Source organism: Paenibacillus sp. PL91, assembly GCF_012935325.2.
Taxonomy (GTDB): Bacteria; Bacillota; Bacilli; order Paenibacillales; family Paenibacillaceae; genus Pristimantibacillus.
Window position 1 is genome coordinate 31,934 of the sequence record NZ_JABBYG020000022.1, and the last position, 25,758, is coordinate 57,691.

27 protein-coding genes and 1 riboswitch are annotated in these 25,758 nt (G+C 49.1%); of the genes, 3 read left to right on the forward strand and 24 right to left on the reverse strand.

All coding sequences use genetic code 11. The features are described from left to right. Nucleotides 1–468: 468 nt before the first annotated feature. The 14 genes from HI950_RS30400 to HI950_RS30465 form a co-directional block, all read right to left on the reverse strand. On the reverse strand, nucleotides 469–987 hold the full coding sequence (locus HI950_RS30400; RefSeq protein ID WP_169090043.1) for a S1 domain-containing RNA-binding protein: 519 nt from the start codon (nucleotides 985–987) through the stop codon (nucleotides 469–471). A gap of 148 nt (nucleotides 988–1,135) precedes the next feature. Beyond that, nucleotides 1,136–1,444: an FtsB family cell division protein gene (locus HI950_RS30405; RefSeq protein WP_169090045.1), complete on the reverse strand. Its 309-nt coding sequence runs from the start codon at nucleotides 1,442–1,444 to the stop codon at nucleotides 1,136–1,138. Between the two features lie 8 nt (nucleotides 1,445–1,452). Continuing rightward, nucleotides 1,453–2,061: a spore cortex biosynthesis protein YabQ gene (gene yabQ, locus HI950_RS30410; RefSeq protein ID WP_317618478.1), complete on the reverse strand. Its 609-nt coding sequence runs from the start codon at nucleotides 2,059–2,061 to the stop codon at nucleotides 1,453–1,455. After that, nucleotides 2,058–2,345, reverse strand: a complete 288-nt coding sequence (gene yabP, locus HI950_RS30415; RefSeq protein ID WP_169090047.1) for a sporulation protein YabP — start codon at nucleotides 2,343–2,345, stop codon at nucleotides 2,058–2,060. The genes yabQ and yabP overlap by 4 nt, the downstream gene beginning before the upstream one ends. Nucleotides 2,346–2,510: 165 nt before the next feature. Then, a complete protein-coding gene (locus HI950_RS30420; RefSeq protein ID WP_169090049.1) occupies nucleotides 2,511–3,257 on the reverse strand; it encodes a hypothetical protein in 747 nt (248 codons plus the stop codon). 101 nt (nucleotides 3,258–3,358) lie between these two features. Continuing rightward, nucleotides 3,359–3,649 carry an RNA-binding S4 domain-containing protein gene (locus HI950_RS30425; protein ID WP_169090051.1) on the reverse strand — a complete coding sequence of 97 codons (291 nt, stop codon included), beginning with the start codon at nucleotides 3,647–3,649 and terminating at the stop codon, nucleotides 3,359–3,361. Between the two features lie 3 nt (nucleotides 3,650–3,652). After that, nucleotides 3,653–3,925 carry an HU family DNA-binding protein gene (locus HI950_RS30430; protein WP_053373361.1) on the reverse strand — a complete coding sequence of 91 codons (273 nt, stop codon included), beginning with the start codon at nucleotides 3,923–3,925 and terminating at the stop codon, nucleotides 3,653–3,655. Between the two features lie 180 nt (nucleotides 3,926–4,105). Further along, nucleotides 4,106–5,596 (reverse strand): bifunctional methyltransferase/pyrophosphohydrolase YabN, encoded by a 1,491-nt coding sequence (gene yabN / locus HI950_RS30435; protein ID WP_169090053.1) that lies wholly within the window; start codon nucleotides 5,594–5,596, stop codon nucleotides 4,106–4,108. Nucleotides 5,597–6,520: 924 nt separating this feature from the next. After that, nucleotides 6,521–8,458, reverse strand: a complete 1,938-nt coding sequence (locus HI950_RS30440; RefSeq protein WP_223285615.1) for a polysaccharide biosynthesis protein — start codon at nucleotides 8,456–8,458, stop codon at nucleotides 6,521–6,523. A 153-nt stretch (nucleotides 8,459–8,611) separates the two neighbouring features. Continuing rightward, nucleotides 8,612–9,154, reverse strand: a complete 543-nt coding sequence (gene spoVT, locus HI950_RS30445; RefSeq protein WP_169090055.1) for a stage V sporulation protein T — start codon at nucleotides 9,152–9,154, stop codon at nucleotides 8,612–8,614. Nucleotides 9,155–9,443: 289 nt separating this feature from the next. Then, entirely contained in the window at nucleotides 9,444–9,638 is a 195-nt protein-coding gene (locus tag HI950_RS30450) for a hypothetical protein (protein ID WP_169090057.1), read from the reverse strand. A 21-nt stretch (nucleotides 9,639–9,659) separates the two neighbouring features. After that, nucleotides 9,660–10,433 (reverse strand): ABC transporter ATP-binding protein, encoded by a 774-nt coding sequence (locus tag HI950_RS30455; RefSeq protein ID WP_169090059.1) that lies wholly within the window; start codon nucleotides 10,431–10,433, stop codon nucleotides 9,660–9,662. Nucleotides 10,434–10,484: 51 nt separating this feature from the next. Continuing rightward, nucleotides 10,485–10,645, reverse strand: a riboswitch (guanidine-I (ykkC/yxkD leader). A gap of 225 nt (nucleotides 10,646–10,870) precedes the next feature. Then, entirely contained in the window at nucleotides 10,871–11,062 is a 192-nt protein-coding gene (locus HI950_RS30460) for a type II toxin-antitoxin system antitoxin (RefSeq protein ID WP_169090061.1), read from the reverse strand. Nucleotides 11,063–11,074: 12 nt separating this feature from the next. Beyond that, nucleotides 11,075–11,947 carry an SPFH domain-containing protein gene (locus HI950_RS30465; protein ID WP_169090063.1) on the reverse strand — a complete coding sequence of 291 codons (873 nt, stop codon included), beginning with the start codon at nucleotides 11,945–11,947 and terminating at the stop codon, nucleotides 11,075–11,077. 167 nt (nucleotides 11,948–12,114) lie between these two features. On the opposite strand from HI950_RS30465, the gene HI950_RS30470 reads away from it, so the two are divergent. From HI950_RS30470 to HI950_RS30480, 3 genes are all read left to right on the forward strand, one after another. Next, nucleotides 12,115–12,591 (forward strand): hypothetical protein, encoded by a 477-nt coding sequence (locus HI950_RS30470; protein ID WP_223285616.1) that lies wholly within the window; start codon nucleotides 12,115–12,117, stop codon nucleotides 12,589–12,591. 121 nt (nucleotides 12,592–12,712) lie between these two features. Next, nucleotides 12,713–13,063 (forward strand): MerR family transcriptional regulator, encoded by a 351-nt coding sequence (locus HI950_RS30475; protein WP_169090065.1) that lies wholly within the window; start codon nucleotides 12,713–12,715, stop codon nucleotides 13,061–13,063. Nucleotides 13,064–13,090: 27 nt separating this feature from the next. Then, nucleotides 13,091–13,408: a thioredoxin family protein gene (locus HI950_RS30480; RefSeq protein ID WP_169090067.1), complete on the forward strand. Its 318-nt coding sequence runs from the start codon at nucleotides 13,091–13,093 to the stop codon at nucleotides 13,406–13,408. Between the two features lie 788 nt (nucleotides 13,409–14,196). Here HI950_RS30480 and urtE read toward each other — a convergent pair. The 10 genes from urtE to mfd all read right to left on the reverse strand — a co-directional run bounded on the left by urtE (nucleotide 14,197) and on the right by mfd (nucleotide 25,676). Beyond that, nucleotides 14,197–14,892, reverse strand: coding sequence for an urea ABC transporter ATP-binding subunit UrtE (gene urtE, locus HI950_RS30485; RefSeq protein ID WP_169090069.1), 696 nt, complete (start codon nucleotides 14,890–14,892; stop codon nucleotides 14,197–14,199). Next, a complete protein-coding gene (gene urtD, locus HI950_RS30490) occupies nucleotides 14,870–15,646 on the reverse strand; it encodes an urea ABC transporter ATP-binding protein UrtD (RefSeq protein WP_169090072.1) in 777 nt (258 codons plus the stop codon). The genes urtE and urtD overlap by 23 nt, the downstream gene beginning before the upstream one ends. Further along, nucleotides 15,618–16,700 carry an urea ABC transporter permease subunit UrtC gene (urtC, locus tag HI950_RS30495; RefSeq protein WP_169090074.1) on the reverse strand — a complete coding sequence of 361 codons (1,083 nt, stop codon included), beginning with the start codon at nucleotides 16,698–16,700 and terminating at the stop codon, nucleotides 15,618–15,620. The genes urtD and urtC overlap by 29 nt, the downstream gene beginning before the upstream one ends. Before the next feature lie 21 nt (nucleotides 16,701–16,721). Then, nucleotides 16,722–17,627: an urea ABC transporter permease subunit UrtB gene (gene urtB / locus HI950_RS30500; RefSeq protein WP_169090076.1), complete on the reverse strand. Its 906-nt coding sequence runs from the start codon at nucleotides 17,625–17,627 to the stop codon at nucleotides 16,722–16,724. A 128-nt stretch (nucleotides 17,628–17,755) separates the two neighbouring features. Continuing rightward, nucleotides 17,756–19,030, reverse strand: coding sequence for an urea ABC transporter substrate-binding protein (gene urtA, locus HI950_RS30505; protein WP_187768197.1), 1,275 nt, complete (start codon nucleotides 19,028–19,030; stop codon nucleotides 17,756–17,758). Nucleotides 19,031–19,375: 345 nt separating this feature from the next. Next, on the reverse strand, nucleotides 19,376–20,377 hold the full coding sequence (locus tag HI950_RS30510) for an ABC transporter substrate-binding protein (protein ID WP_169090078.1): 1,002 nt from the start codon (nucleotides 20,375–20,377) through the stop codon (nucleotides 19,376–19,378). 142 nt (nucleotides 20,378–20,519) lie between these two features. Continuing rightward, nucleotides 20,520–20,684, reverse strand: coding sequence for a hypothetical protein (locus HI950_RS30515; protein ID WP_169090079.1), 165 nt, complete (start codon nucleotides 20,682–20,684; stop codon nucleotides 20,520–20,522). A gap of 26 nt (nucleotides 20,685–20,710) precedes the next feature. Further along, complete coding sequence (locus tag HI950_RS30520) at nucleotides 20,711–20,923, reverse strand: hypothetical protein (protein ID WP_169090081.1); 213 nt, start codon at nucleotides 20,921–20,923, stop codon at nucleotides 20,711–20,713. A gap of 89 nt (nucleotides 20,924–21,012) precedes the next feature. Beyond that, nucleotides 21,013–22,077, reverse strand: coding sequence for a peptidylprolyl isomerase (locus HI950_RS30525; protein ID WP_169090083.1), 1,065 nt, complete (start codon nucleotides 22,075–22,077; stop codon nucleotides 21,013–21,015). 71 nt (nucleotides 22,078–22,148) lie between these two features. Beyond that, nucleotides 22,149–25,676: a transcription-repair coupling factor gene (gene mfd, locus HI950_RS30530; protein ID WP_223285617.1), complete on the reverse strand. Its 3,528-nt coding sequence runs from the start codon at nucleotides 25,674–25,676 to the stop codon at nucleotides 22,149–22,151. Between the last annotated feature and the right edge of the window lie 82 nt (nucleotides 25,677–25,758).

Below are 25,758 nucleotides of genomic sequence, written 5' to 3' on the forward strand. Positions count from 1 at the left end.
TTTTCATTATAGGAGGTTGTCCGCATGAAGTTTGTCAGTTAACGTAATACGCTTATAAATTTTTTCCGACAAAAATAATTGGCGCTGCCGCCCTTGTCAACAAGCGATCAAACATATGCCCCGTATAGGTTTGCATCGTCTTCCATGCCGCTTCAAAGCAAAGAGCCGACAACAAAATATGTGCTGTTTATCATCCAGATGATGGCGAATTCACGTTGTAACCTGTCGGGAATGAAGGAGGATCAGAGAAAAGTATTTTTTTCCAGCATCTAGGCGACTTACAAACGACATTGACCGTGCCAATCAGATGCTTCACCATTCATTCACCAGCATTTACCAGGATTAACGTCCCGCTTCGACAGCAAATAGTAAGCGCTTACTAAGTTGATGTCAAATTCCTTTCATTTGTACGCAAAAAAAGCAGAACCGCTAAGGTTCTGCTCCTAAATAAAGTTATGACGATTCAGCTTATACTCGCTTGGCACCGCGTCCGCCGCGTTTGCCCTCCGTATTCTTCTTCAAAGAGGAGATGCGCTCTTCGCTGTCTTTCAGGAAACGTGACACTTTATCCTCGAATGACGGTTTACCGAATGCCGGTCTGCCAGACGATTGCTTGTTGAAGGGACGTCCGCCACCACCGCCTCCGCCGCCGCGGTTGAAACGTTCGCCACCACCACCACTACCGCCAGTGCTTCCACCGCCGCCTCCGCTGTGACGCTCGCGTTGTTGTGGCGCTGGTTGGCCTTCTGGCCGGTCAATGGCTTGCTTAATGGAAAGTCCGATCTTTCCGTCTTTGTCCACGTTGATCACTTTTACTTTCACGACATCGTCGATTTTCAGGTGATCCTTCACGTCTTTGACGTAATTATCAGCAATTTCCGAAATGTGAACAAGACCCGTGACACCTCCCGACAAGTCGACAAATGCCCCAAAATGCGTAATGCCTGTCACTTTTCCTTCTAACTTAGCGCCCACTTCAATTGCCATAAAATAAAATGTTCCTCCCTAAAAGTTATGCGAAGCAAAACTGAATTCATAAGCATATGCTAAAAGTTTTGCGAAAACGCTATTAACGTGATTATAACCGAACCGTTCAAGTAAGGTCAACAGACGTTCACCCGATTTGAAGCCCTATTTAATCACTGAAAATTTGCTGCTCGCCTTCCTTAACCATGCCCTGCTCTTTCGTTGCTAGCTGTTCGATATATTCTGGGTCGTTTAATCGTTCAATTTGACGTTTGAGCGCCTCTGTTTCCTTGATAGACGCTTCAATCTGCCCTTGAATTGTATTTAGCTTAACGCCAGTAGCGTTTTTCTGCTGCATTTGTCCAAAAATGGTATACGCCGCCCAGCCCATAAATAACACGATAAACATCATCCATAGCTTGAATCGACGTTTCGTGCCAGCATTCCCTTGCGTCTTATTTACAGCAGCTGTTGCCATTAGCGGTATTACCTCCTAAACCATTTGCTCCACAATCGAGCAATTAGTAGTCCGATTTTGCTTAGCCTCCCGGCCAATTGCCATTTGGTTATAAAAGGTGTTAGCCAGCGTCCAAGCGGACGAATGACTGGCCTTGCCATCCAAATAAACAATTTCCAAAATGGACGAACCAATTGTACCACAGTTTTTAATACGAAAATAGTGAGCGCAGACCCAAATGCAAAAATAACCATAATGAGTTTGTAGATCAGCAAAATCGGCTTCACGATAAGGATATCGAGACATTTAAGCACAATAGCAATGAGTTTTCGCACCGCACCAATGATCCACTTAACGGAAACAATAACGATTTTGCTTAATAATAGATAATAGAGAACGACTCCGATGGCCAGTCCAATAAAAACGTACGCCCGCACCTCGCCATTGTTGCTAGCGTACAGCACCCGAAAGACGACTAAAGCCGCCGCCATCCAATAGATGACATCAAGCACCGGCAGCCACCAGCGCGGGAACTTCAGCTCATTCGATATGACTCGATAGCCATCGAACACCGTTCCCATACCAAGGCCCGATAACAGCATGACTGCCATCGTCAACCATTGCATACTAAGCGTCACTTAAATAGCTTCCCGAACAGCCCTTTTGATTTTGAAGCGGTATTATTTCCATCCAAATAGGCGAGCGAATGGACGAGCCCTTCAATTGCCACCAGACCTTGTTCGAGGCTAAGATGCTTCATATGCAAATTTTGGCCCTTTACCGCTAAGAAGCCAAGCTCTGTCTCAAGTAAAAATTCCTCGCTGTCGAAGCTCTCCACGTTCACGACGCCGGTAAGCTCTAGCAGCTTGCGATTTAGCATTTTCACTTCCTGATACTTCTGCCCCTTGCCTTGGTCAACCATAGACTCGTCCTCCGCTTCGTTAACATGTCTAGGCGTAAACGGCTACCGCCGTCCAATGGCGGCGCGGCATACGTTTCGCATTTAATATAAGCAGTCTATAAGCGCGAGGCTTATCCTGTCTTATATGTTTAGACTAGCTTATGGGGCAAGGACAAGAATTAGAACCTATTCTGCTAGATCAGCAGCTTCCAGAGACAAGTCACGGGCTTCTGTCTTCACTTGCAAGAAGACCAGCAGGAAAACGACGGTAATCAGCTCACTGAACCAATCGATCCATACATCCATTATAGTAGCGGTAATCCAAGAATCGCTCGGTATTAAGTAAGTCGCAAAACCAGTCAACATGCCGACCAAAACGATCGCAGCATAACCGCCAAGCGCATACCCTGCGAATGTAAAAAAGCGCCCTCGCGCCATCTCCCGGCATTCCTGGAGCGGATTGCTCCGTGAAGTGTCCTGGGCCGATACAAAGATAGGCATCAGCATCAGCCATACGGCGAATATCAGACCAGGCACAACGAGCATAATGACTCCTGCGAATATAATGACATTTTGCAAAAAGCTGTACATAATCATTCTCAGCCATTTGCGCATGCCCCACAGAAGTGATGGCTTGATCCCTGCTTTTGTATCTGTCATTTGACCAAGTATGTAGTGAACGATCATGGGCGTAATGGCGCTCAAAAAGAAAAGCCCGACAACATTATCCCATCTCGATATCGAATCAAAAATACCGTTGCCGCTTGCGGGATCATAATAATAATAGTTTTTGATCGCTTCTACCGGGACGGCCACAATCGCAACAAAGAAAAGAATGGGCAGTCCATGCTTGAAAAAAAGCGCAAAAGCGTCACCAAGCAAAGAAAAACCTTTCCGTCGATACTCCGGAATAGGTAGCTGAAGATGATTCATGGATTAGTCCTCCGAGTAAATAAACAATAATAACGAGGTTGAAACAGGTATGTATAAAAAAAGACTGCCTGCAAGTTTTGTGCTTGCAGGCAGTCTGGCTGTTATTGCTGCTGTTCCCACTCGAGCGTGTTCTCGCGCGGGCGTTGTTCTTCTTTCACCAAGGTATACAGCTCTCCGGCTTCATCCTTACGGGTCGTCTCCGCAATGCGCTCAACGCGCACGGTTACGATTTTTTGACCGTATTGGATTTGGAGCTCATCACCGACTTTGACGGCACTGCTCGCTTTCGCTTCGCGGCCGTTGATCCATACGCGCCCTTGCTCGGAAACATCCTTCGCAACGGTACGACGCTTGATCAGCCGGGATACCTTAAGAAATTTATCTAATCGCATTGATTATTGGATAGCTTCTTTCAATTTGTTGCCTGCTTTGAATGCAGGAACTTTTGCTTCGGAGATTTCGATTGGAGCGCCTGTTTGCGGGTTGCGGCCAGTGCGTCCAGCACGTTTACGAGTTTCAAAAGTACCGAAGCCGATCAATTGTACTTTATCGCCACCAGCAAGTGCATCAGTTACTTCGCCCAAGAAGCCGTTAAGTACTGCTTCTACGTCACGTTTAGTCAAACCGCTTTTTTCTGCAATGTTGTTGATCAAGTCTGTTTTGTTCATTATAAAATCCTCCTAATTCGTTACCGTTATTTGTGGTCGACGCTTGTGGCGCCGCCTTTACTTTCAATTCTTACTCTCACGAAGAATACTTATTCTGCCTTCTAGCAAATAAATCCTGCCGCTATTTGAAATTTTTTTGCGATTCGTGAAGAAAAAAGGCGATTCATGACGAAATGACAGCTACGAAAGACGTTTAGCCTCTTCCCACCAACGATCCATTTCTGTTAAATCAGTCTGGTCAAATTGTTTCCCGCTTATACGAAGCTGTTCCTCAATATACGCAAATCTACTGCGGAATTTTTTGTTCGTGCGAGAAAGCGCCTCTTCCGGATCGGCATGGATGAAGCGTGAGGCATTAACGACCGCAAACAGTAAATCGCCAAGCTCCGAGGCCTGCTCCTCCTCGGACTTCGTAGCAATCGCTTCACGCAGCTCTGCGAGTTCCTCTTCTATCTTGCTGAGCACGGGATCTAGCTCGTCCCAATCAAAGCCTACCTTAGCCGCTTTTTTCTGAAGCTTATAAGCTTTCATAAGGGCTGGCAGAGCGGGCGGAATGCCATCGAGCACCGAAGGACGTAACACATCGGTTCCTTTCAGGCGTTTCTCCTCAGCCTTCATTTGCTCCCAGTTGACTAATGCCTCTTGCGAATTGCTGGCATCCAAGTCCCCAAATACATGCGGGTGGCGGAAAATAAGTTTCTCGTTAAGTGATTGTATCACATCATAGACAGAAAAAGCGCCCGTCTCTTCTTCCATTTGGCTATGAAGCATCACTTGCAGAATAACATCTCCAAATTCCTCCTGCATGCCGTCGGGATCATCGTTATCGATAGCTTCCAGCGCTTCATAGAGCTCTTCGATAAAATTTTTGCGAAGGGACTGATGCGTTTGCTCCTGATCCCACGGGCAGCCTTCTGGGCTTCGAAGGATCGCGACAATCTCATGCAGCCGCTCGAAGGAGCGGTTGCGCAGCGCCGCATCGTCAGAGCGCGGCACCCAGATAAGCGATAGATTGCCATAGCCCGGCGTGCGATCAAGCTCGTATAGCGGAACGCGAATGATCTGCTGCTCGGAAGCAACGCCAAGGGCATGTCCAACAACAACCTCGTAGTCATCCGGATAGCGCTCCATTAGGGCGAGCTTAACATCCGATGCCGTGAAAGCATCATACACTTGGCCAATCAAAGTATGCAACTGCGGCTGCAGCAGAGATGGCTGGAGATCTGCCGCATCAAGCAGCGCAAAGCCCTCGATCGGATCGATGCCGAGGCTGACGAATGCTTGATCAAGAAAGCTCTCGCCGCCGATAATTTGCAGGTCAATGCCCGCTTCCTGACATTGCTCACGCAGCAGCTGTACCGTGCGCTCGGCTACCATCGGGTGGCCGGGAACCGCGTAGATAAGCGACTCGTCAGCGCTGGTGTTTTTCGCCTCGGCAATAAGCGCCTCTGCGATCGCTTTGTATACATCCGGAAAAGATTCGTGCTGCTCATATAAAGTGTCGAATGAAGTATAGGCGATGCCATTTTCCTGAAGCATCGACATCGCGGGATGCTGCGCCGTACGCACGAATATGCGGTTCGCAGCCTGCAGCCTGCGCCATACGCCAAGCGTTAATTGATCCGGATCGCCCGAGCCCAGTCCGACGATAGTAAGTTGTGGAGCTGCCATATTAGATAAGCCTCCTTTGAGTGTATGTACATGTAGGGACGTGATCGTGTTGCATTGAGAGTAAATACTAGTAAAGACGTGCATGGAGTGTAAATGCAAGTAATGGCGTGTACGCTTGAAACTAGCTTCGAGCATCGTTATGTAAAAAGCATCGTTGAATGCGAGTGAAATAGCAAATACCAAAAGTAATAATGGACCAAATCGTACGAAACATCAATATCCTCGCGCGAAAATGTTTCTTTCGGAGTAAGCTTGGATGTGGGTACGAAGCTCAGTTCTCGAAAGCTTTCGGGATTGATTTTGATGGTGATTTTGATGGCGATTTTTATTGCATTGATTGGGCAATATACGGTGCTGTAAGCACGTATTTGTGCTTATAGGCTGTGAATTCTAGCCATTCCTTGGCTGTAAGAGCGTATGTACTCTTACGGCGATTTTGCAGCCAAGTTTGGATGAATATACGGTGCTGTAAGCACTTATTAGTGCTTATAGGCAGTGGATTCTAGCCATTCCTTGGCTGTAAGAGTGTATATGCTCTTACGGCCATTTTGCAGCCATGTTTGGATGGATATACAGTGCTATTGGTACGTACGTATTTGTGCTTATAGGCTGTGGATTCTAGCCAATCCTTGGCTGTAAGAGCGTATATGCTCTTACGGCGATTTTGCAGCCATGTTTGGATTGATATACGGTGCTATTAGTACGTACGTATTTGTGCTTATAGGCTGTGGATTCTAGCCAATCCTTGGCTGTAAGAGCTTATGTGATCTTACCGCGATTTTTGTGGACTTGTTTGGGCAATACACGGTGCTGTTAGCACCTATTTGTGCTTATAGGCAGCGGATACCAGCCAATCCTTGGCTGTAAGAGCGTATGTGCTCTTACGGATATGTAAGCATGCACAAGCGCTAGTAGTCTCCTATACTAGCGCTCATCCTTCGCAGGCGGAATAAGCCGCCAGCGCCGCAGTCGGGCGGCCAATATGCCGCCGCCCGGAAGCGCGCGCAATTCGCGCGCGCTAACAGCGCCGCCGCGCAATGCTGCAGCGCCAAAGGCGCAAGCGCCGACGGCAACGCACGTCAGCGCAAGCGCAGCTGCTGCCGCCCGAGGCGGCAGCCCGCCTAGCGCAGCGCCCAGCGCTCGCTCGGCGACAATAAGCACCGCGGCCATCACCGCGAGTGCAAAGCCCGTGCCTGTGGCCGCGCGACCAATCGCCGGCCCTCGCCCTTGCTTCCTCGCATGAGCTCGCTCTTTGACTTCCCCGGAAGCTCGCTCAACACTCCGCTCCGCTCCCCAGCTCCCTGCCAGCGAAGCTCCTGCGTTCGCTGCCATATACCGCACCGCGATCGAACCCAGCAAAGCAGCGGTGCTTAATGCCGCTACCCCTGCAATAGCTGCTCCTTCAACGCCGTATGCAGGGACGAGCACCGCGTTTAGAACCCCCTTCAGCAGTGCCGCTATGAGCAGCAGCACAGCCGGAATTCGCACAGCCCCAAGCCCCTGCAATACCGGTGCCGTTACTGCATTAACGCTGCCCGCAAGCGCGGTGCAGCCAACTAGCGCAAACGCGACGGTACCCTTGGCATCAGCGTACAGCATCACATTAAGCGGCTCCGCAAGCAGCGCCAAGCCGATAGCTGCCGCCGCGCCGATTGACCATGCCGCTCGCTCGGCAAGTGAAAGCTGTACGCGCAGCTGCCCATAAGCACCGCGCATTCGCGCAAGCGCTATTCCTGGCACAAGCGCTGCCGCTGCCGCACCAGCCACCATAACGACCAGCTGCACAAGCGGCTGTGCCCGGCTATATACACCAAATAGAGCCATTGCGTTAGATTCGGACGCACCCGCTGCCTGGAGAAATCTCGGCACCGTAAAAGCATCCACGACTCCCAGAACAGGAACGACAACCGCCCCAAGCGCAACCGGCAGCGCGATAGCCGCCAGCTTTTTCATTTCGGACCGCAGCGCCCCGGCGGCGTGAGCATCCCGACTTCGCCGACGATTCCGCCATACATATGCAGCAAGGACGAGCAAAGCAGCGAATGCCCCAAACGCCGAGCCGCTCATGACGCCAGAAGCAACGGAAGCGTCTGCCCAGCCCGCCGACCAGCTCATCGCAAGCACGAGCAGCATTACGCCCACTCGCAGCATTTGCTCCACGATTTGCGAGGCAGCGGATAGCCCCATTCGTCCTAGCCCCTGCACATAACCACGCAGTGCTGCAACAAACGGTGCCAGCAGCAGCGCAAACGAGACTGAGCGAATGGCGCCAGCCGTATGCGCATCGCCGATCCAGATGGCCACATGTCCCGCTCCTGCCCACATGAAGCCAAATGTAACGATTCCCGTTATCCCAAGCAGCAGCAACGCCGCAAATAACGTTCTCCTAACGCCTTCAGAATCATTCCCCTTGCGCAGCCTCTCTGCGATCAGGAGAGACACTGCCGTCGGCAAGCCAGCCGTCGCTAGAACAGCCGCCAGCTGATAGAACGGATAGACGGCATTGTAGATGCCAAATACGCGATCTCCCGCCATATTTTGCAGCGGAATTTTCTGGAAAACACCAATTAGCTTAGACAACAGAGCCGCACCTGCCATAAGAACGACGCCGTTCATCAGAAGCCGTTTTGAGCCACGCGTAGCCGGCACTCGCCCTTCGAAGGGCAGCCCATCCTCTGACCCAATCAATCGCTCACTCTTAATCGGCAGCCCTTCCGCTGCTCCACTTATTCGCTCTGCCCCAGGCGGCAATTCTCTATCCCCAGCCGCGCTCGCACTACGCCCAGCTATATTCGCTTTACGCCCGTCCACAAGCTTGAGCATCTCCGCTGCATGCTCTTTTCTCCTCGGCTTGCGGCTCATCCATCCACGCTCCTGCCTATCCCATGATTGATATTGGTATTATTATACCTCACAATCGTAAACCTTGAAAAAGCTTCCTCAACCGAGATTTCTCTCGATTAAAGAAGCTGTCATTTTCCTCGCTATTGCTGTTTTCATTACCTTGCACGCGTGCTACTGCTCCATCTGCTTGGCCAAAAAGCCTGCTGCCGTCTCGGCCATCTTCGTTTCCATATTGGCCATTTTCACTGACTCATCCTTGCTGAGCAGCACAACGGTGCCAATAGGGTCGCCTCCAGCAATGATCGGTGCGATGACAAATGAGCTGTACGTTTCCTGCGTATCCTTCACAATCTCGAATGCGCCGCCGTTTGCTTCTGCCAGCGTCCTGCGGTTTTCCATACAGCTCTCCAGAACAGACCCCACCTGCTTATCGAGCAGCTCTTTCTTGGAGGCCCCGGCAACTGCGATTATAGTATCCCGGTCCGTTATCAATGTAACATGGTTCGTACCCTCAAATAACGACTCTGCATATTCTTTGGCAAAGTCGCCAAGCTCGCCGATAGGAGAATATTTCTTCAAAATTACTTCGCCATCACGATCTACAAATATTTCTAGAGGGTCACCCTCGCGAATACGCAGTGTACGGCGGATCTCCTTCGGAATCACCACACGCCCGAGATCATCGATGCGACGTACAATTCCAGTTGCTTTCATTTCTTGTTGCCCCGCTTTCCTAGAGGATTTTGAATCGACTGGATACTCAGCTTGTTTATAACGAAGAAGAAACATCCTTCAAAAGATTTTGAATCTGACCATAGTATTCATCCGCTCCCAAATTCTTATGCACGGACTACAGTTTCAGCCAAACGTTCCATCTCTTTGTGATAAAGCACCCTGCATCATCACGCCTCCATGTCCCCGCTTCCTTATTATCCTTTTTCAGCATGCCCCATTTCCTCCATTTGCTTGCATGTTGCCAAGAAGCTTTTGAACCGCTAAAAAATCACTCCTTCTTCGGCCCTTTAAACAGAAAACATCCTGCCGCTCCGGAGAGAGCTGCAGGATGTCGAAAAAACATGGCAGTTGCGATGATGCCAAGCACCTTCAAAAGCTTTGATCTCGATTTAGGGATGGAGGACGCTGCATTTTCAACGCTTTTTTGCTCGAAAGATTTTTTATTGCTGTCAGCTGTGGTCATCTTTCTTCCCCCTACGTCTAATTAATGCTTGAGCAGCTGTGCAAGCTCTCGCTTCAAGGACAGAAAATCGGGATGCTCGCGCACCTCTGGCGTACGTCCCTCCGGCAGCCCCACGCGGAACTCCTTCAAAATACGGCCAGGGCCTGCTCCCATAACGACAATGCGCTGCGATAAAAAAATCGCTTCATCGATATCATGTGTAATGAAGAGAACCGTTGTCTTCTCCTTCTCCCATACCTCCAGCAGCATCTCCTGCATCTCAAGCTTCGTCTGCGCATCAAGCGCGCCGAATGGCTCATCCATCAAGAGCACCTTTGGCCGATTGGCTAACGCGCGAGCAATTGCAACCCTTTGCTTCATTCCGCCCGAAAGCTGCTTTGGATAAGCCTTGTCGAACGACTCCAGCCGGATTACCTTAAGAAAGTAATTCGATATTTTTCGGCGGTCCAGAATCGATACGCCCTTCAGCTTCAATCCATACTCAATGTTTTCACGAACGGTCAACCACGGGAAGAGGGTGTAGCCTTGAAACACCATTCCACGGTCGGCACCTGGACCGATAATGTCTTCTCCATCTACCATGAGTGATCCGCCGCTTGGCTCGTCAAGACCTGCCACCATCCGAAGCAGCGTCGATTTTCCGCAGCCGGATGGTCCTACAATCGTAAGAAATTCATTTTCTCCGATGGTCAGATCGATGTCGCGAAGCGCCTCAAACCGACTTTTTTTCGACTCATACACTTTTTGCAATCCCTGAATCTCAATGGTTCCGTTTGTCGATTTCGCAGCCAGCATAAGATCACTCCCAAAATTTGTTATGCAAAAAAATGAATAACCTGGGAGACAATCTCCCAGGCTTTTATCCTTCCGTGTTATACAGCCAAGGCACCGATTAAGGCAACCGCTTGCTATACGCTATCTCTCGGACCAGAACTCAAACTTGTTTGCCCACCCGATACGTGCCGAGTGCTGCAAATCGTTCGAACGGAACCCTAGACAGCTTGTTGCTCCCGCGATCATTCGCTTGCGAAAGTCGATATGCAGTTGTGATAAAACCTAACGTTAATTCGTAGTATAGTGCCGATTGCATGGGTCTGTCAATTGGTATGTTAGGTTTAGTGACATTGAAATTATTTTCATTTGATTTGCTTTCTATTTTATCGTGGTAAACATCAAAAAAAGCGACTATCGCCTATAGCTCGATAATCGCTTTCTTTTTGACAGGGTCATAATTAAGGATTACCCTCTTGGTTGCCGCCCGCTTTGTTAGGCTTATTTAGCCTACCTGCTTTGCCTAGCGCTTCTCTTAGCAAAAATTCAATGTGCCCATTGACGCTGCGAAATTCATCTGTCGCCCACTGCTCCAGCGCACGATGAAGATCCGGATCTAAGCGAAGCGGAAATGCTTTTTTCTCTTTTGCCATTATAATCGACCTCTAGCCGTACAAGGTTCCCGTGTTAATTACAGGAGTAGCGGCACGATCGGACACGATCGCCACCATTAAGTTGTTCACCATCGCGGCACGGCGCTCGTCGTCTAGCGTGATCCCATTTTCCTCAAGCTGCCGAAGCGCCATATCGACCATCCCAACCGCACCCTCAACAATTTTGGAACGCGCCGCCACGATCGCAATTGCCTGTTGACGCTGTAGCATTGCGCTTGCGATTTCTTGGGCATATGCCAAGTGGGTCAAACGCGTCTCAAGCACTTTAACCCCTGCAACCGCAAGGCGATTTTGGAGCTCGTGATTAAGCTCGGATGCCACCTCATCCGCATTTCCCCTTAACGACAAGGCATCACCATCGGAGAATACATCATAAGGATATTGAGCCGCGATATGACGAATAGCCGTCTCGCTTTGAATTTCTACAAATCTTTCGTAGTTGTCAACATCGAAGCTCGCTCTTGCCGTATCCATGACTTTGAATACTACAACCGCTCCAATTTCGACAGGGTTCCCTTCCGCATCATTTACCTTAAGCGTCTGGCTATTGAAATTGCGTACTTTCAGTGAAATATTGGCTTTGCTCGTTAACGGCAGCACCATCCACAAACCGCTCTCCAGCACGGAGCCCATATACGTACCAAAAAACGTAACAACCTTCGCCTCATTCGGCTGCACAATCATAAGAGAGGATAGACAAATCGCAGACAGCAGCACCAGAAAGACACCGACGCCGATCATAAGTCCCGACCCGCTTTCCTTCGATGCTTCAGATATAATTAGAAAAATACCACCGCCAGCAGCAATTACAGATATCAGCAACGCCATATACCCACTTACGTACCAGGCTTTCTTCTCGTTCATCCGACCCCACTCCTTCATCTTCGGTTATATATTATTATGATATAAAAATGATATCACTTTTTACAAATATAAGCAATCCTTGTTTATTTTTTTCATTCAGCTGTTCGCAACAATACAAGGTTAGGTTTCGTCACAAGGAAGAAGACAAGAAGACAGGGGTGAACGCGTTGAAATATCTTTTGATCATGCTAATGCTTACCTTTTCAATAGGCTGTACCGATAAAATGGATGCGTCGATCGAGCGTTCCGAATCGCAGAGCTATCTGGAGCAAAAAGGATACCACGTCGTTTCAGACGAAGGCATTGCCGAGAGCTACGTGCTGACTAAGCAAAAAATAATCGAGCTGCCTTATATGATGTATTGGGGCTTGCAGTCCGCCAATCCCTCCGACTTTTTCAACAAAACCATCCAAGTCCATAAGTTTATCGTAACTAATCACCCGCTCAGCAAAAAGAAAGTCGACGTTTATGTCTATTTAGCAGATGGAAAGCCTTTAGGCGGGACTTCACATCTGCGCGGGGACACATCGGACGGCGGGTACTGGTCGGTAGACGGCAAAACCTTAGAGGAGCTTCAAGATAAGCCGTTTCAAGAGTGGCGTCAATATTGGGTTGAAAAATATTCGGACGCAACGCAAGGTTAATCATCAGCCATTCGATTCGTGGCTCTATATATGACCATTTTTTCAAAAAGGGATTGACCCTGACATTAATGTCACGGTTTATACTGAACCTATACCATTCTCATAAACCCGGGGGCTTGCTATGAAAATTGGTGAATTATCGCAAATAACGGGCGTCAGCATTCGTTCACTGCGTTATTACGAGAAGCAAGGATTGATCACATCCATCCGCCAGCCTAATGGCTACCGCGAATATACACCTCTAACAATTGAGACGGTGGAGACGGTTAAGCTCTATTTGAACCTAGGCTTAACCACGGAGCAAATTGCCGGCTTTCTTACGTGCGTGCTTCAGAACAAGGAAGCGTTTTGCGCCGAGGTGATGCCGATTTACCGTAAGAAGCTGACTGAAATTGAGCGGCAAATCATTGAACTGAATCAAATCAAAGCGAATCTGATAGATCGGATCGCTTCCATTCAGCAGCAAGAGTAAACAAATATTCAATAGGAGGCTAACAAAATGGCCATTATGAACGCAGAATCGGATAGCATGCTGAAATCGATCGTTAGCGAGGGCGTTGTTCTTGTCGACTATGGCGCGCCTTGGTGCCCACCCTGCAAGACGCTGCTCGGCATTTTGGATGAACTGGATCAGGAGATGAACGGCAGAGTAGGTATTATTAAAGTGAATTGCGAGGATTTGCCGGCATCAGCCTCAGAAGCAGGCGTGTTAGGCATGCCGACCGTTATCGTCTACAAGGATGGGCAGCCTATGGATAAGCTCGTTGGACTGCGCCCTAAATCCCTTTATCAAGCGGTAGTCGAAAAATATTTATAAAATAATGCAGCAAAAAGCGCCCTTCTTGCGAGAGGGCATGGAAAAGCGGCATCTTCAGTCCTCTTGCAATGTAAGGTGCATGATTTGCAGCAGTTCCGGCTTAGGGATCTGTCACCCCTACGGACAGCGAATATCCCCTTTTATATAGCCGCAACTTAAATCTTTCGCCGCAGAGCGCTCATACAAGCGCAATGCTAGTTACCGAGGCTTCAAGCGAAGCCAGCCATTGACTGCATAGGACTAACTAACAGGAAAAAATCCTGCTAAATCAAGCGATATACGGCGGAAATCAGCTTTAGATGGATTTTCTCCCGTTGATTCTCTGTCCATTACTCGCTGAGTACAAAAATACTCCTTTTAACAGGAGTTTTTCCAGCTAATTGCTCTATCTACCCTTTTTCCGAAAAATTAGATGGAGAATTTCCTGTTCATTCGGATCAACAGTAGTCGTTCGAGGTACCATCGTGGCTCAAGTTGCCGAAGAAACGCCAAACGCTTCAGTAACGGCTTAAAATTTCCCGCAGTTTCGATTCGACTGCCATAAATTACACAAGACACGTCAAATGAGCTTTAGAAGCTATTTTAAATTTACCCGTAACCCCCGCTCAACAGCCATAATTCGAGGTACCATCGAGGTTTGAGTTACCCAAGACACGCCAAACGAGCCTTAGAAGCGATTCTAAAGGCTCGTTTTTATTGTAAATCTCTTCAACAGCAAAGCGGAGTTTTTCAACGACCTCTCTTTCTCAAAGAGCTCCACCACCCAACCCCGCCTCACCGCAATAACATTATACCGTCAAATATTTACGAATGACCTCGTCATCCAGCGATTCCAAGCCGCCTTCCCAAACGACTGCGCCCTTCTCCAGGACGTAGAAATAATCGCCGACGCTCTTCACAAACTCCAAGCTTTGCTCAACGAGCAGTATCGCCGTCTTTCCATCGGCTTTAATCGAACGGATGACGTCCCTTATATCATCTACGATGGAGGGCTGAATCCCTTCACAAGGCTCATCGAGCAGCAGCACCTCAGGCTTCGAGGCAAGCGCTCTTGCAAAGGCAAGCTGCTGCTGCTGTCCTCCGCTAAGATCGCCGCCGCGACGAGTATACATAGTTGGCAGTACCGGGAACTTAGAAATCGCCTCCTCCGGAATAGCGGCAACCTTCACGCGCGAGGCTTCAAGGCCGAGCAGCAAGTTTTCATAAACCGATAGCTGGGCAAATATTTCGCGGCCCTGCGGCACGTATCCGATTCCGCTTTTTGCCCGCAGTCCCGGCGCCTTCCTCGTCAGATCCGAACCGTTATACGACACGGAGCCCCCTCGCGCCTTCAGCAATCCCATAATGCTCTTCATAAGGGTCGTCTTGCCGACGCCATTACGCCCAAGCAGGCATACGACCTGCCCTTGCTTCACCTTCAGCGATACATCCCGCAAAATAATACTTTCACCATATCCGGCCTCAAGCTGTTGAACGGCTAACATCGGCATCCCGCCTTTTCCCCAGATACACTTCCGCTACACGGTCGTCCCGCTGAATCTCATCCATTGTGCCTTCCTTGAGCAGCTTGCCCTCATGCATGACCGTAACCTTGCTTGCAAAATTACGGACAAATTCCATATCATGCTCCACGACAACAATCGAACGCTTGCGCGCAATTTGATGCAGCAGCTCGCCTGTCTTATCCGTTTCCTTGTCCGTCATTCCCGCTACAGGCTCATCGAGCAGCAAAATTTCCGGCTCCTGGAGCAGCATCATGCCAATCTCAAGCCACTGCTTCTCGCCATGCGACAAGCCGCCGGCACGCCACTCCGCTTTCTTCTGAAGGCCTATCATCACAAGCTGCCCGTCAATTCGCGAGCGCTCATCCTCCTCCATTTTGGCAAACAAGGTAGCGAATACGCTGCGCTTCTGACGCATCGCGATCTCCAAATTTTCAGCAACCGTCATAGACGGAAAGATGGATGGGGCTTGAAACTTGCGGCCAATGCCTAGCTCTGCGATCTGATGCTCCTTCTTCTTCGTAATATCTACCTTGCCGCCGAAAGTGACCCGTCCGGACGTTGGCCTTACTTTACCGCATATGACATCAAGCATCGTCGTTTTGCCTGCACCATTGGGGCCGATGAGGAAGCGAAGCTCGCCTTTTTCCAATTTCAAATGCATGCCCTGAATCGCTTTAAACCCGTCGAAATCAACAGTCACATCATCACACAGCAGGATTGCGGACTCCTTCATGCTTCGGTTCCCTCCTCTTTTTGCGGAATTTCAATTGGCTAACCAAGCCTGCGACGCCTTTAGGCATAAATACAACGACCACCACGAACAGCAAGCCCATGAAGAAAAGCCAGCCCTCCGGATACGCCGTACTGAACTCACTTTTCGCCCAGTTCATTAGAATGGCGCCAAGCGCCGCCCCAATAAGCGTTCCACGCCCGCCGATTGCTACCCAGAGCACCATTTCAATCGAAGGCACAATGCCCAGCATGGACGGAGAAATAATCCCGACATGGAGCACGAACAGCATGCCTGCAATACCTGCAATGCCCGCAGATATCGTAAACACAACCATTTGATAAATCGCCGGGTTATAGCCAATGAATCGAACGCGGTTCTCCCCGTCGCGAATCGCGCGAAGCACCTTGCCAAAGCGGCTGCCGATCACAAAGCGGCAAAACACGAATATGCCAATGAGCGCCACAACCGTAATGTAATACAGCACGCGTTTCGTTTCAGGAGAGCCTATCGAGAATCCAAGCACGGTTGAATAGCCCGTAATACCGTTCGTCCCGCCAGTGAAGGCTTGCTGGCCGATGAGGAGCGTTGTCGTAATAATCACGAGCGCTTGCGTCAATATCGTAAAGTAAACGCCGCGAATCCGGTTGCGGAACGTGAAATAGCCTAGAATCAGCGCGAGCAGCGCCGGTATCGCAATGCCCATCGCCACCGCAAACCAGAAGCTTTGGAACGGCTGCCAAAATAACGGAAGCTCCTTAAGCCCGCTCCAGCCCATGAAATCCGGAGGCCGTCCTCCGCTTGCTTCCAGCTTCAAATACATCGCCATCGAATAGGCGCCGAGCCCGAAGAAAATACCATGGCCTAGGCTCAATATTCCTGTGAAGCCCCATATTAGATCAAGCCCGAGCGCCACTATAGCAAAGGCTAGAAATTTCGCCAGCAAATTAAGCCGAAAATCACTTACGAAGAGCGGTGCCGAGAATAAAGCAGCAGCCGCAGCGGCATATCCAATCAGTATCCAAATTCGCTGAGGAGTAAACTTTTGCAATCGCATGCGCGTCCCACCTTTCTTATCCTAATCAAGCGACCTTGAACGCATCGCAACAAGCCCCATAGGCTTCCATTGCAGGAAAGCAACTATACAAACAAACACGAGCACTTTGCCTAGCGATGCATTCGTCCAATACTCAAATAGCGTATTGAACATGCCAATCCCAGTTGCACCCAGCACCGTACCGACAAGCTTGCCTACGCCTCCAAGCACAACGACCATGAACGCATCAACGATATAGTAGGTGCCGAGCGAAGGACCTATCGGACCGAGCAGCGTCAGCGCGCAGCCCGCAATGCCTGCAATGCCGGAGCCAATGGCAAAGGTCATCGAGTCAACCCGCCGCGTCGATACGCCAAGACATGCAGCCATATCGCGATTTTGCATAACCGCGCGCATTCTTCTTCCCTCATGGCTCCGATAAATGTAGAAATACATCGCTACCAGGCAGGCAATAACGAGCGCGATTATAAATAGCCTTTTATAAGGGAGCAGCGTGCCATCCATAATCCTTAAGCCGCCATTTAGCCAAGCCGGACTCGTAACCGCCACGTTCGGCGCCCCGAAGATTGACCTCGCAAGCTGCTGAAGCACAAGGCCAACGCCCCAAGTTGCAAGCAAGCTGTCAAGCGGACGTCCGTATAGAAAACGAATGAGCGACATTTCAAGAATAAGGCCAAACAAAAACGCAATCGCAAAGCTAACCGGAACGGCAAGCACGAAATACCAATCAAACATCGATTTTGGCAAATAGTCATGAAATAGATTTTGCGTCAAATACGTGGAATAGGCCCCAATCATAATCAGCTCGCCATGTGCCATATTAATGACCTTCATCAGACCAAACGTAATGGCAAGCCCGAGCGCTACGAGAAGTAAAATGGAGCTAATACTTAAACCGTTGAATAGCTGCAGCAGAAACACTTCCATATAACCGCTCCTTTCAAGCGCAAACGGCTGTTGCCGTCGCTTTTTCGATAAAACAGAAGGGAAGCATTCGAAGCGATCGAATACTCCCCCATGTATTGCTGCGTATTAGACCATAGCTCGCTTATCAATTATTCCGTTGGCTGGATGCTTGCCGCCCAATCATAGCCCTTCAAGTACGGATCAGGCTTAACCGCTTCGCCCGAATTCCACAATTCCTTGAATTGGCCATCGGCCTGCACTTCACCGATACGAACGGTTTTGTAAATGTGCTGTGTAGCGCCATCGATCTTCACTTTGCCTTCCGGAGCATCCCACTCCAGCTCTTTAGCCGCTTCCTTCACTTTATCCACTTCCGTTGAACCTGCCTTCTCAACCGCCGCTGCCCATAAGTACACCGCCGTATAGCCCGCTTCAATCGGATCTGCCGTAACGCGCTCTTCGCCGAATTTCTTTTTGTAGTTTTCGACGAACGTTTTGTTTGCTGGCGTATCCGTCGTTTGGTAGTAGTTCCATGCCGCTAAATGACCTTCCAGTACGTCTACACCGATACCGCGAATCTCTTCCTCTGCAACCGATACAGACAAGGTTGTCAAATCTTTAGCAGTAATTCCCGCATCCTTCAATTGCTTAAAGAAAGCTACGTTGCTGTCGCCGTTAAGCGTGTTGTATACGACATCCGGCTTAGCTTCTTTAATTTTGCTGATAAGCGTGCTGTAATCGGTATGGCCAAGCGGCGTATACTCTTCGCCCACCAATTCGCCGCCCTCTGCCTTCAACTGCTCCTTGATGACGAGGTTTGCCGTACGAGGGAATACATAATCCGATCCGAGCAAGTAAAACTTCTTGCCGCGGTTTTCAAGGAGCCATGTAACCGAAGGAACGATTTGTTGGTTGGTTGTAGCTCCTGTGTAGAAAATATTCGGGGAAGATTCAAGACCTTCATATTGCACCGGGTACCAGAGCAGGCCATTTAGCTCTTCAAATACCGGCTTCATCGCTTTCCGGCTTGCGGATGTCCATCCGCCAAATACCGTTGCGACTTTATCCTCGGAAATCAGCTTGCGAGCCTTCTCCGCAAAGGTAGGCCAATCCGATGCGCCGTCCTCAAGCACGGGTACGATTTTTTTGCCCAATACACCGCCAGCAGCATTGATCTCATCAATCGCCATCATTTCCGCATCGATAACCGACACCTCACTGATCGCCATCGTGCCGCTCTGCGAGTGCAAAATGCCTACTTTAATTTCCCCCTCTGCGTCTGCTCCCGTATTTGCTGTATTTGTTGCCTTATCGGTTTCGCCATTCGTAGATGCCGTTTTGTTGTTATTGGCTCCGCAGCCCGCTAATACTAACGTTAGAGCCACAAGCAACAAGCCGAACTGATAAAACATTTTCTTATTCATCTTCCCACTCCCCAATTCCTTATATTTGTCTCTATATCCGAACATTACCTTGGAATAACCATCCATTGTTCGTGCTTTCATTATAGATTGGCTCTTAACTTTGTGTCAATATACTTTACATATAAAATCTTTAAGGATATATTTTTATTCAAAAATGGTCTTTTTGGAGGATTTTCGTGTTAATGATGTTAAGTATAATGACATTAAAGAAGGTAACATTTTCATATATGATTAAAAATCCTATTTGATGAAATATATATTCACATATCATTGCCTGTATGCAAAAAAAAGCCCACTTCAACGCTTACGCCTTGAAATGGACTTTATACTCATGCTATTTAGCCATTATTTTTTGTTTTCTTCCGACCGTTCGATTAGCATATCAACAATGATATCAATTTGTCCCAAGATGGCAATTGGGTCATAGCGATAGAAAGTATCGTAATCATTGTAGAACAACGTATTGTTCTTCGAAGCTTTCAGACCGCTCCACACAGCTGAAGACTTCAATTTTGTCAACTCCTCGCCCTTTTTCTCAGGGTCATATGTCGTAAGGAACATATAGTCAGCTGCGTATTCCGGCAGTACCTCCAAGGATAATTGAATAGTCTGTTCCTCCGTACTCTTCCCGCTGTGCGGCATTTTCATCTTCAAAGCATTATAGACTGCCTGGCCTCCGCGGCCAGCATTATCTCCGAAGATCCAAAGCTCGCCTTTATCTGTCAGCTCGTAGAGTCCGAAAGTCGCATTCTCGTCTATGATTCCTTTAAGCTTCTCACGGCCTTCAGCAGCCTTCTTGTCGAAATCGACAATAAATTGCTCTGCTTTAACCTTCGCTCCAGTAATGTCACCGAACAATCTTAACGTTTCATAAACGTTCGTCGCTGTGCCGTATGGAATATGAAGCGTTGGCGCTATTTTGGACAGTGCTTCATAGCTCTCGTCATACATGACGACAATGAGGTCAGGCTGAAGCTCCAGCACCTTCTCTACGTTAATCGGCGCGCCTACATCCTCCGCATCTTTGAGCAGATCTTTAATAAACGGATTGTCGAAAGCGCTAGGCTCAACACCAATTACGTTAGCACCGACCGACAGCAATTCACCGCCGTAATAATCGGTAACTATTTTTAAAGGCTTCACTGGAATTTCAACGGCTCCCTTTGCCGTTTCGTAGCTGCGGAATTGTGCTGCAGGCGCATCTGTCGCCGCGGGCGCTTCAGTTACTTTTGGCCCATTAGTTGCAGCGTTTCCGTTTGTATGGTTCGTCCCCCCGCAGGCGGATACGAGAACAGACAACATAAGAATAAGTACACTCAAGCTCAAATATGATTTCTTCTTCAACATGGTGAGCCTCCCTATTTACGATGGACGATAGATCCCCTTACTTGATAATGGGAATCATTATCGTTAGAAGCATATCAAATGCCGCTGCCTATCGTCCATAGATAAAAGTCACCTTGTCGTATGGATTATTATCATGTTGAGCTTAGTAAGAAAGAAGCAAATGAACAAGCATACTCGTTAGCCTTTGCAAGGATACGCCATCATTCGAGAAGCATTTGCCGACGGGGATCAAATAAACCCTGCCCTCTCGGACAGCCGGGAGCTGCTGCCAAACATCGCTTGCCAGTAATCGATTCGTTTTCTCCATTCCGCCCTCCTCGTAAATGCTGACGATCATATGATCGGCTGCATAGTCGGAAAGCTCGCCTGGGCAAACAAGAGGCAGCCAAAGCTGAGCTGGGTGACGGATTCATTAATCGTCATCGTTCCGCAGCCCTCGCTAAGAATAAATAACGTAGGAGCATCAATCCTGATCTCCGTAGATGCATCAGGAGATTTCAACACGATACTCTTCGCCTCACGCAGCAAATATTGATTTGTGTCCACCGGGCAACCAATCCTTACTTTACTTATTTTTAGCAAAAGACCCCTTAACCAACAGCTGGTTAAAGGGTCTGAATCGCAAGTCCTTACAATTATTTCGTTGCTGGTGCATCTGTTGCCGGTGCATCCGTAGCTGGTGTTTCGTCACCAGCAGGAGCTTCGCCCGCAGGCGCATCGCTTGCCGGAGTCTCTTCTTCCGTCTTAGGAAGCTTGATTACGACCTCTTGCTTAGGAAGCTCGTCCGTCATGAACTTGTTCATAAGCTCATAAGAAATGGTGCTCTTCACTTTCTCCTTGACTGCATCAGTGATTTTATCGAAGGCTGCTGAATCGCGCTTCTCTACTTTAATGACATGATAGCCGTACTCTGTTTCTACTGGATCGCCAATAACGCCGATCTCCTGCTTGTATGCAGCTTGCTTGAAGGCTTCAACCCAATCGCCGTTCATCTTGTCTGCATAGAGTCCGCCTGTTTCCTTGGAGCCAGTGTCATCCGAATATTCCTTGGCAAGGGCTGCCCAGTCTCCGCCAGCTTCCAGCTTAGCTTTTACTTCTTTGGCACGCGCCAAAGCTTCCTCAGCTGTACGAAGCTCTTTCCCCTCTTGGGATGACGGGTCCTTAGTCGCCACCAAAATATGACGCACCGTAACTAGCGCATAGTTAATGGTGTTCTTCTCATACTCGGTTTTCATATCTTCGTCTGTGACTTGGGAGTTCATATGTGCGACAACCTTCGATGTCAGCAGCAAATAGTTCTCCATATCTTTGTCTTTCAATTTCTTCGCGTCAACGGCCGTTTTCAATTCTGCATTTTGACCCAATGCATCTTTATACTGCTTCATTTGCTCTTTTACATCAGCTTCAGCTTTCTTAATCGCTTCCTCAGAAGCGCGGCTGCCTAAAATTTTGTAAGAAATATACTGCTGGAGCAACTGCTCCTTAAATTGCGGTATTTCGATAATTTGCGCATAAGTCGGCTGCATAACCGTAAATACATCCAAATACTTATTGAATTCCGTATCTGTCACATTGCCGCCCTTATAAGTGGCAACTTCCGTTTTCTTCGCGCCGCATGCCGCCATAGTCATGACCAGCACAACTGCCACGATAAGCAGCGCGCCTTTGCGCCATGCCGATTTGCGTGAACTGTGTAACATGTTGAATCCCCTTTCATCTTTTGAACTTGTTAGTATTGTATCAGAAAAGGGACGCATAAAGCGAATCTTGTCTATGGCGACACGTTTTGCAATTCGTCCTTGAATAGAAGAACATCCTTATAGGCCTGCAAAAATTGCTCGATCATATGAATCTTCTGCTCCATATTCAATCCCTTGCCTCGCAGCAAAATCGTTGGATTCGGCTCCTGATCGCTGCCCTGCTTAAAGCGGTTCTCATGCTTCAAGCACAGCTGATCCACCTTTTTCCGGTCAATCCGGCGTTTCTCTGAGGCTGCAAAACGAAGCAATAGGTCATCACCCTTGCCGCTAAGCTGTTCAATGCCGTACATCGAGCCATACACCTTCAGCCTAGCTACAGCAAGCAAGTTGCTGACCGCCTGCGGCAAATCGCCAAAACGATCCACTAGCTCATCGATCACATCATCCGCCTCATCAAAATTGCGAATGGCAGCAACCTTCTTATAAATCTCGATTTTTTGGATGCTGTCATAAATATAATCCGAAGGCAAATAAGCATCGATACTGACATCAATAAGCGTACTGACAGGCTTCTCTTCCTTAATTTCCTCGCCGCTCATCTCTGCTTTGCGCTTCGCGATCTCATCAGCCAGCATTTGCGAATACATATCGAAGCCAACCGAGGCAATAAAGCCATGCTGCTCCGCGCCTAGCAAATTGCCCGCTCCACGGATCGATAGATCTCGCATCGCGATTTTGAAGCCTGAGCCAAGCTCGGTAAACTCTTTGATGGATTGCAGACGCTTCTCCGCTACCTCGGTCAGCACCTTATCCCGTTGGTACGTAAAATATGCATAGGCGATGCGATTCGAACGCCCTACGCGGCCGCGCAGCTGATACAGCTGGGAGAGCCCCATTTTATCCGCATCATGCACGATAAGCGTGTTAACGTTCGGAATATCGACGCCTGTCTCAATGATGCTCGTGCTGACAAGAACGTCTGACTCGCCGTCAAGAAAGTCGAGAATCGTTTTTTCCAGCTCCTGCTCTGACATTTGGCCATGGCCGACCGCAACTCTAGCACCTGGTACGAGCGCATTGATTTGCTCCGCCATTTGGTAGATCCCTTGAACCCGATTATATAAATAATAGACTTGACCGCCGCGCGCAAGCTCCCGCTCGATTGCCTCGCGAACAAGGGACGGGCTGTACTCGACCACATAGGTTTGCACGGGGAAGCGGTTCTCTGGCGGTGTCTCGATAACGGACAAATCGCGCACGCCAAGCATGGACATGTGCAGCGTTCTCGGAATCGGTGTTGCTGTCAGCGTAAGCACGTCAACATTGGTTTTCAGCTTCTTCAGCTTTTCCTTATGGGACACGCCAAAGCGCTGCTCTTCATCGACAATAAGAAGCCCTAGCGATTTGAAAATAATATCCTGCGAAAGCAAGCGGTGCGTGCCAATTACAACATCGACCGTCCCCGCCTTTAGCCCCTTCATCGTCTCATTCTGCTCCTTGCGGGAGCGGAAGCGGCTAAGCACCTGAACGTTAATCGGGTAACCGGAAAAGCGCTCGCGGAACGTCTCGTAATGCTGCTGCGCTAGAATCGTTGTAGGCACAAGCACGGCTACTTGCTTGCTGTCCATCGCCGATTTGAAAGCGGCACGAATGGCGACCTCGGTTTTGCCATAACCAACGTCTCCGCATAGAAGCCGGTCCATCGGCTGGGATTTCTCCATATCCTTCTTAATCTCTTCAATAGCTCTAAGCTGGTCACGCGTCTCGTCATATGGGAACATCGCCTCGAATTCGTTCTGATACGAGGTGTCTTGTCCGAAAGCATAGCCGGGCGCGGTTTGCCGCTCTGCATACAGCTTGATCAAGTCATCAGCGATATCCTGTACGGACGCTTTCACCTTGCTCTTCGCCCTTGTCCATTCGCTTCCGCCAAGCTTATTGACCTTCGGTTCCTTCTCTTCGTTGCCGACATACTTCTGAATCATGTCGACTTGTTCAATTGGAACAGATAGCTTATCTCCGCCAGCGTATAGAATATGCAAATAATCTTTATGAATGCCTGCGATCTCAAGCGTGCCGATACCTACGTATTTACCGATACCATGGTTATGGTGGACGACGTAATCGCCGACCTTCAGCTCCGTATAGCTCTTGATGCGCTCTGCATTATCGACCTTCTTATCTATCCTTCTTGCTTTGCGCTGCTTCTGCGTGAACATCTCGCCTTCCGTAATAATAACGAGATGAGAGGAAGGCAGCTCAAAGCCGGACTGCAAATTGCCCTCAAGCAGGGTAGGCATCTCAATGCTATAGTCGTCGAGCACGCGGCGCATTCTCTCCATGCGCTCCGCATTGCCGGCCAGCATCATAACGGTAGCGCCTGTCTTTCGCCAGCGTTCCATTTCGGCCTTGAGCACATTCATTTGTCCATGGAAATTTTGCATCGAGCGGCTGGTCATGTTCAAAATATTTTGCGGCTGCGAATGCGGAATTTGTCTCAAGAACAAAGATAGAAACAGCGTCGGAAACGGACGATGGTGCAAAATCTCCTCCGTATCGCGCGCAAGCGAAAGACCAGGAAGCGATTTGCCGTTTTGCAGCAAATGCATCGACCATTCCGCCTCATCCCGCTCCAGCTGCTTAGCCGTCTCTATCAATCGCGTTGGCTCGTCTAGTATGAGAAGTGTATCGCTTGGCATATAGTCAAGAATCGTCTGACGCTCAGGATATAGAAGTGAAATATATTTATACATTTCCGGAAAATAAACATGCTCGCGCAGCCGTTCAAGCTCCCCGCCTAGTTCCGTACGGAGACGATCCTTAGCTGTGCGGTCGGTCATTTTGTCGAGCTGCTTATCGAGCAGCTTCTGCGCATGGTTAGCCGCGATTTCCATACGGCTTCTATCTGCCATCAGCTCCTGGCATGGCGGAACCACATAGGACTCTAAGCGATCGGAAGAGCGCTGATCCGCAGGATCGAAGGCGCGTATGGAATCAATGTCATCACCAAACCATTCAATCCGATACGCATGAGACGCAGTTAACGGATAAAAGTCGACAATACCGCCGCGAACGCTCATTTCGCCGCGCAGCTCAACCCGGTCGGCTCTCGTGTAGCCTAGCGCTGTCATTTGTCGCAGAAAAGCGTCAATCGGCAGCGAATCGCCAACGCCGACCGCGATTTGCGCCTCTGCCATTACACTGCTTATAGGCAAATAACGCCGAACCCCTGAGAAAGGCACGACAACAATCCCGCGATAGCCCTTGGACAGCTTGATCAGCACATCCATTCGCTGCGCAAGCGTCTCAGGACTCGAGATCGCCGCCTCTGCAGCAACCAGCTCATTCGCGGGATATAACAATACATTTTCTGGTGAAAGACATTCCTGCAAATCCTCTGCAATCTTCTGCGCAGCGAACATATTATGCGTCACGACAAGCATTGGACGCGCTATATCCTCCTGCAGCGCTGCAATAAGTACTTGCCTGGAAGAGCCTGCGAGTCCAGATATCATCTGTTCACGCATGCCTTTACGAATACCGGATATAACGGACTGAACGTCCGTATCCGCGGCAAAAGCGTTAATTAAAGCTTTCAACGTTTGCGACACCCCGTTTCTATACACAATCGAAAGAGTGATACGATCGCTCCCTGTACATTGAAAATAAGCCTCAGCCATC

Coding starts and splice junctions, on each gene's coding strand:
- HI950_RS30425 (WP_169090051.1), bottom strand. CDS start 3,649: ATGCGATTAGATAAATTTCTTAAGGTATCCCGGCTGATCAAGCGTCGT.
- urtC (WP_169090074.1), bottom strand. CDS start 16,700: ATGCGATTGCAAAAGTTTACTCCTCAGCGAATTTGGATACTGATTGGA.
- HI950_RS30440 (WP_223285615.1), bottom strand. CDS start 8,458: ATGAGCCGCAAGCCGAGGAGAAAAGAGCATGCAGCGGAGATGCTCAAG.
- HI950_RS30465 (WP_169090063.1), bottom strand. CDS start 11,947: ATGAACGAGAAGAAAGCCTGGTACGTAAGTGGGTATATGGCGTTGCTG.
- urtD (WP_169090072.1), bottom strand. CDS start 15,646: ATGAAGGAGTCCGCAATCCTGCTGTGTGATGATGTGACTGTTGATTTC.
- HI950_RS30525 (WP_169090083.1), bottom strand. CDS start 22,077: ATGTTACACAGTTCACGCAAATCGGCATGGCGCAAAGGCGCGCTGCTT.
- yabP (WP_169090047.1), bottom strand. CDS start 2,345: ATGGTTGACCAAGGCAAGGGGCAGAAGTATCAGGAAGTGAAAATGCTA.
- HI950_RS30430 (WP_053373361.1), bottom strand. CDS start 3,925: ATGAACAAAACAGACTTGATCAACAACATTGCAGAAAAAAGCGGTTTG.
- urtB (WP_169090076.1), bottom strand. CDS start 17,627: ATGGAAGTGTTTCTGCTGCAGCTATTCAACGGTTTAAGTATTAGCTCC.
- HI950_RS30480 (WP_169090067.1), top strand. CDS start 13,091: ATGGCCATTATGAACGCAGAATCGGATAGCATGCTGAAATCGATCGTT.
- HI950_RS30510 (WP_169090078.1), bottom strand. CDS start 20,377: ATGTTGAAGAAGAAATCATATTTGAGCTTGAGTGTACTTATTCTTATG.
- HI950_RS30450 (WP_169090057.1), bottom strand. CDS start 9,638: ATGACCACAGCTGACAGCAATAAAAAATCTTTCGAGCAAAAAAGCGTT.
- HI950_RS30405 (WP_169090045.1), bottom strand. CDS start 1,444: ATGGCAACAGCTGCTGTAAATAAGACGCAAGGGAATGCTGGCACGAAA.
- yabN (WP_169090053.1), bottom strand. CDS start 5,596: ATGGCAGCTCCACAACTTACTATCGTCGGACTGGGCTCGGGCGATCCG.
- HI950_RS30515 (WP_169090079.1), bottom strand. CDS start 20,684: ATGGAGAAAACGAATCGATTACTGGCAAGCGATGTTTGGCAGCAGCTC.
- HI950_RS30455 (WP_169090059.1), bottom strand. CDS start 10,433: ATGCTGGCTGCGAAATCGACAAACGGAACCATTGAGATTCAGGGATTG.
- HI950_RS30400 (WP_169090043.1), bottom strand. CDS start 987: ATGGCAATTGAAGTGGGCGCTAAGTTAGAAGGAAAAGTGACAGGCATT.
- urtA (WP_187768197.1), bottom strand. CDS start 19,030: ATGAATAAGAAAATGTTTTATCAGTTCGGCTTGTTGCTTGTGGCTCTA.
- HI950_RS30420 (WP_169090049.1), bottom strand. CDS start 3,257: ATGAATCATCTTCAGCTACCTATTCCGGAGTATCGACGGAAAGGTTTT.
- spoVT (WP_169090055.1), bottom strand. CDS start 9,154: ATGAAAGCAACTGGAATTGTACGTCGCATCGATGATCTCGGGCGTGTG.
- urtE (WP_169090069.1), bottom strand. CDS start 14,892: ATGTTAGCCGTTCAACAGCTTGAGGCCGGATATGGTGAAAGTATTATT.
- HI950_RS30460 (WP_169090061.1), bottom strand. CDS start 11,062: ATGGCAAAAGAGAAAAAAGCATTTCCGCTTCGCTTAGATCCGGATCTT.
- HI950_RS30475 (WP_169090065.1), top strand. CDS start 12,713: ATGAAAATTGGTGAATTATCGCAAATAACGGGCGTCAGCATTCGTTCA.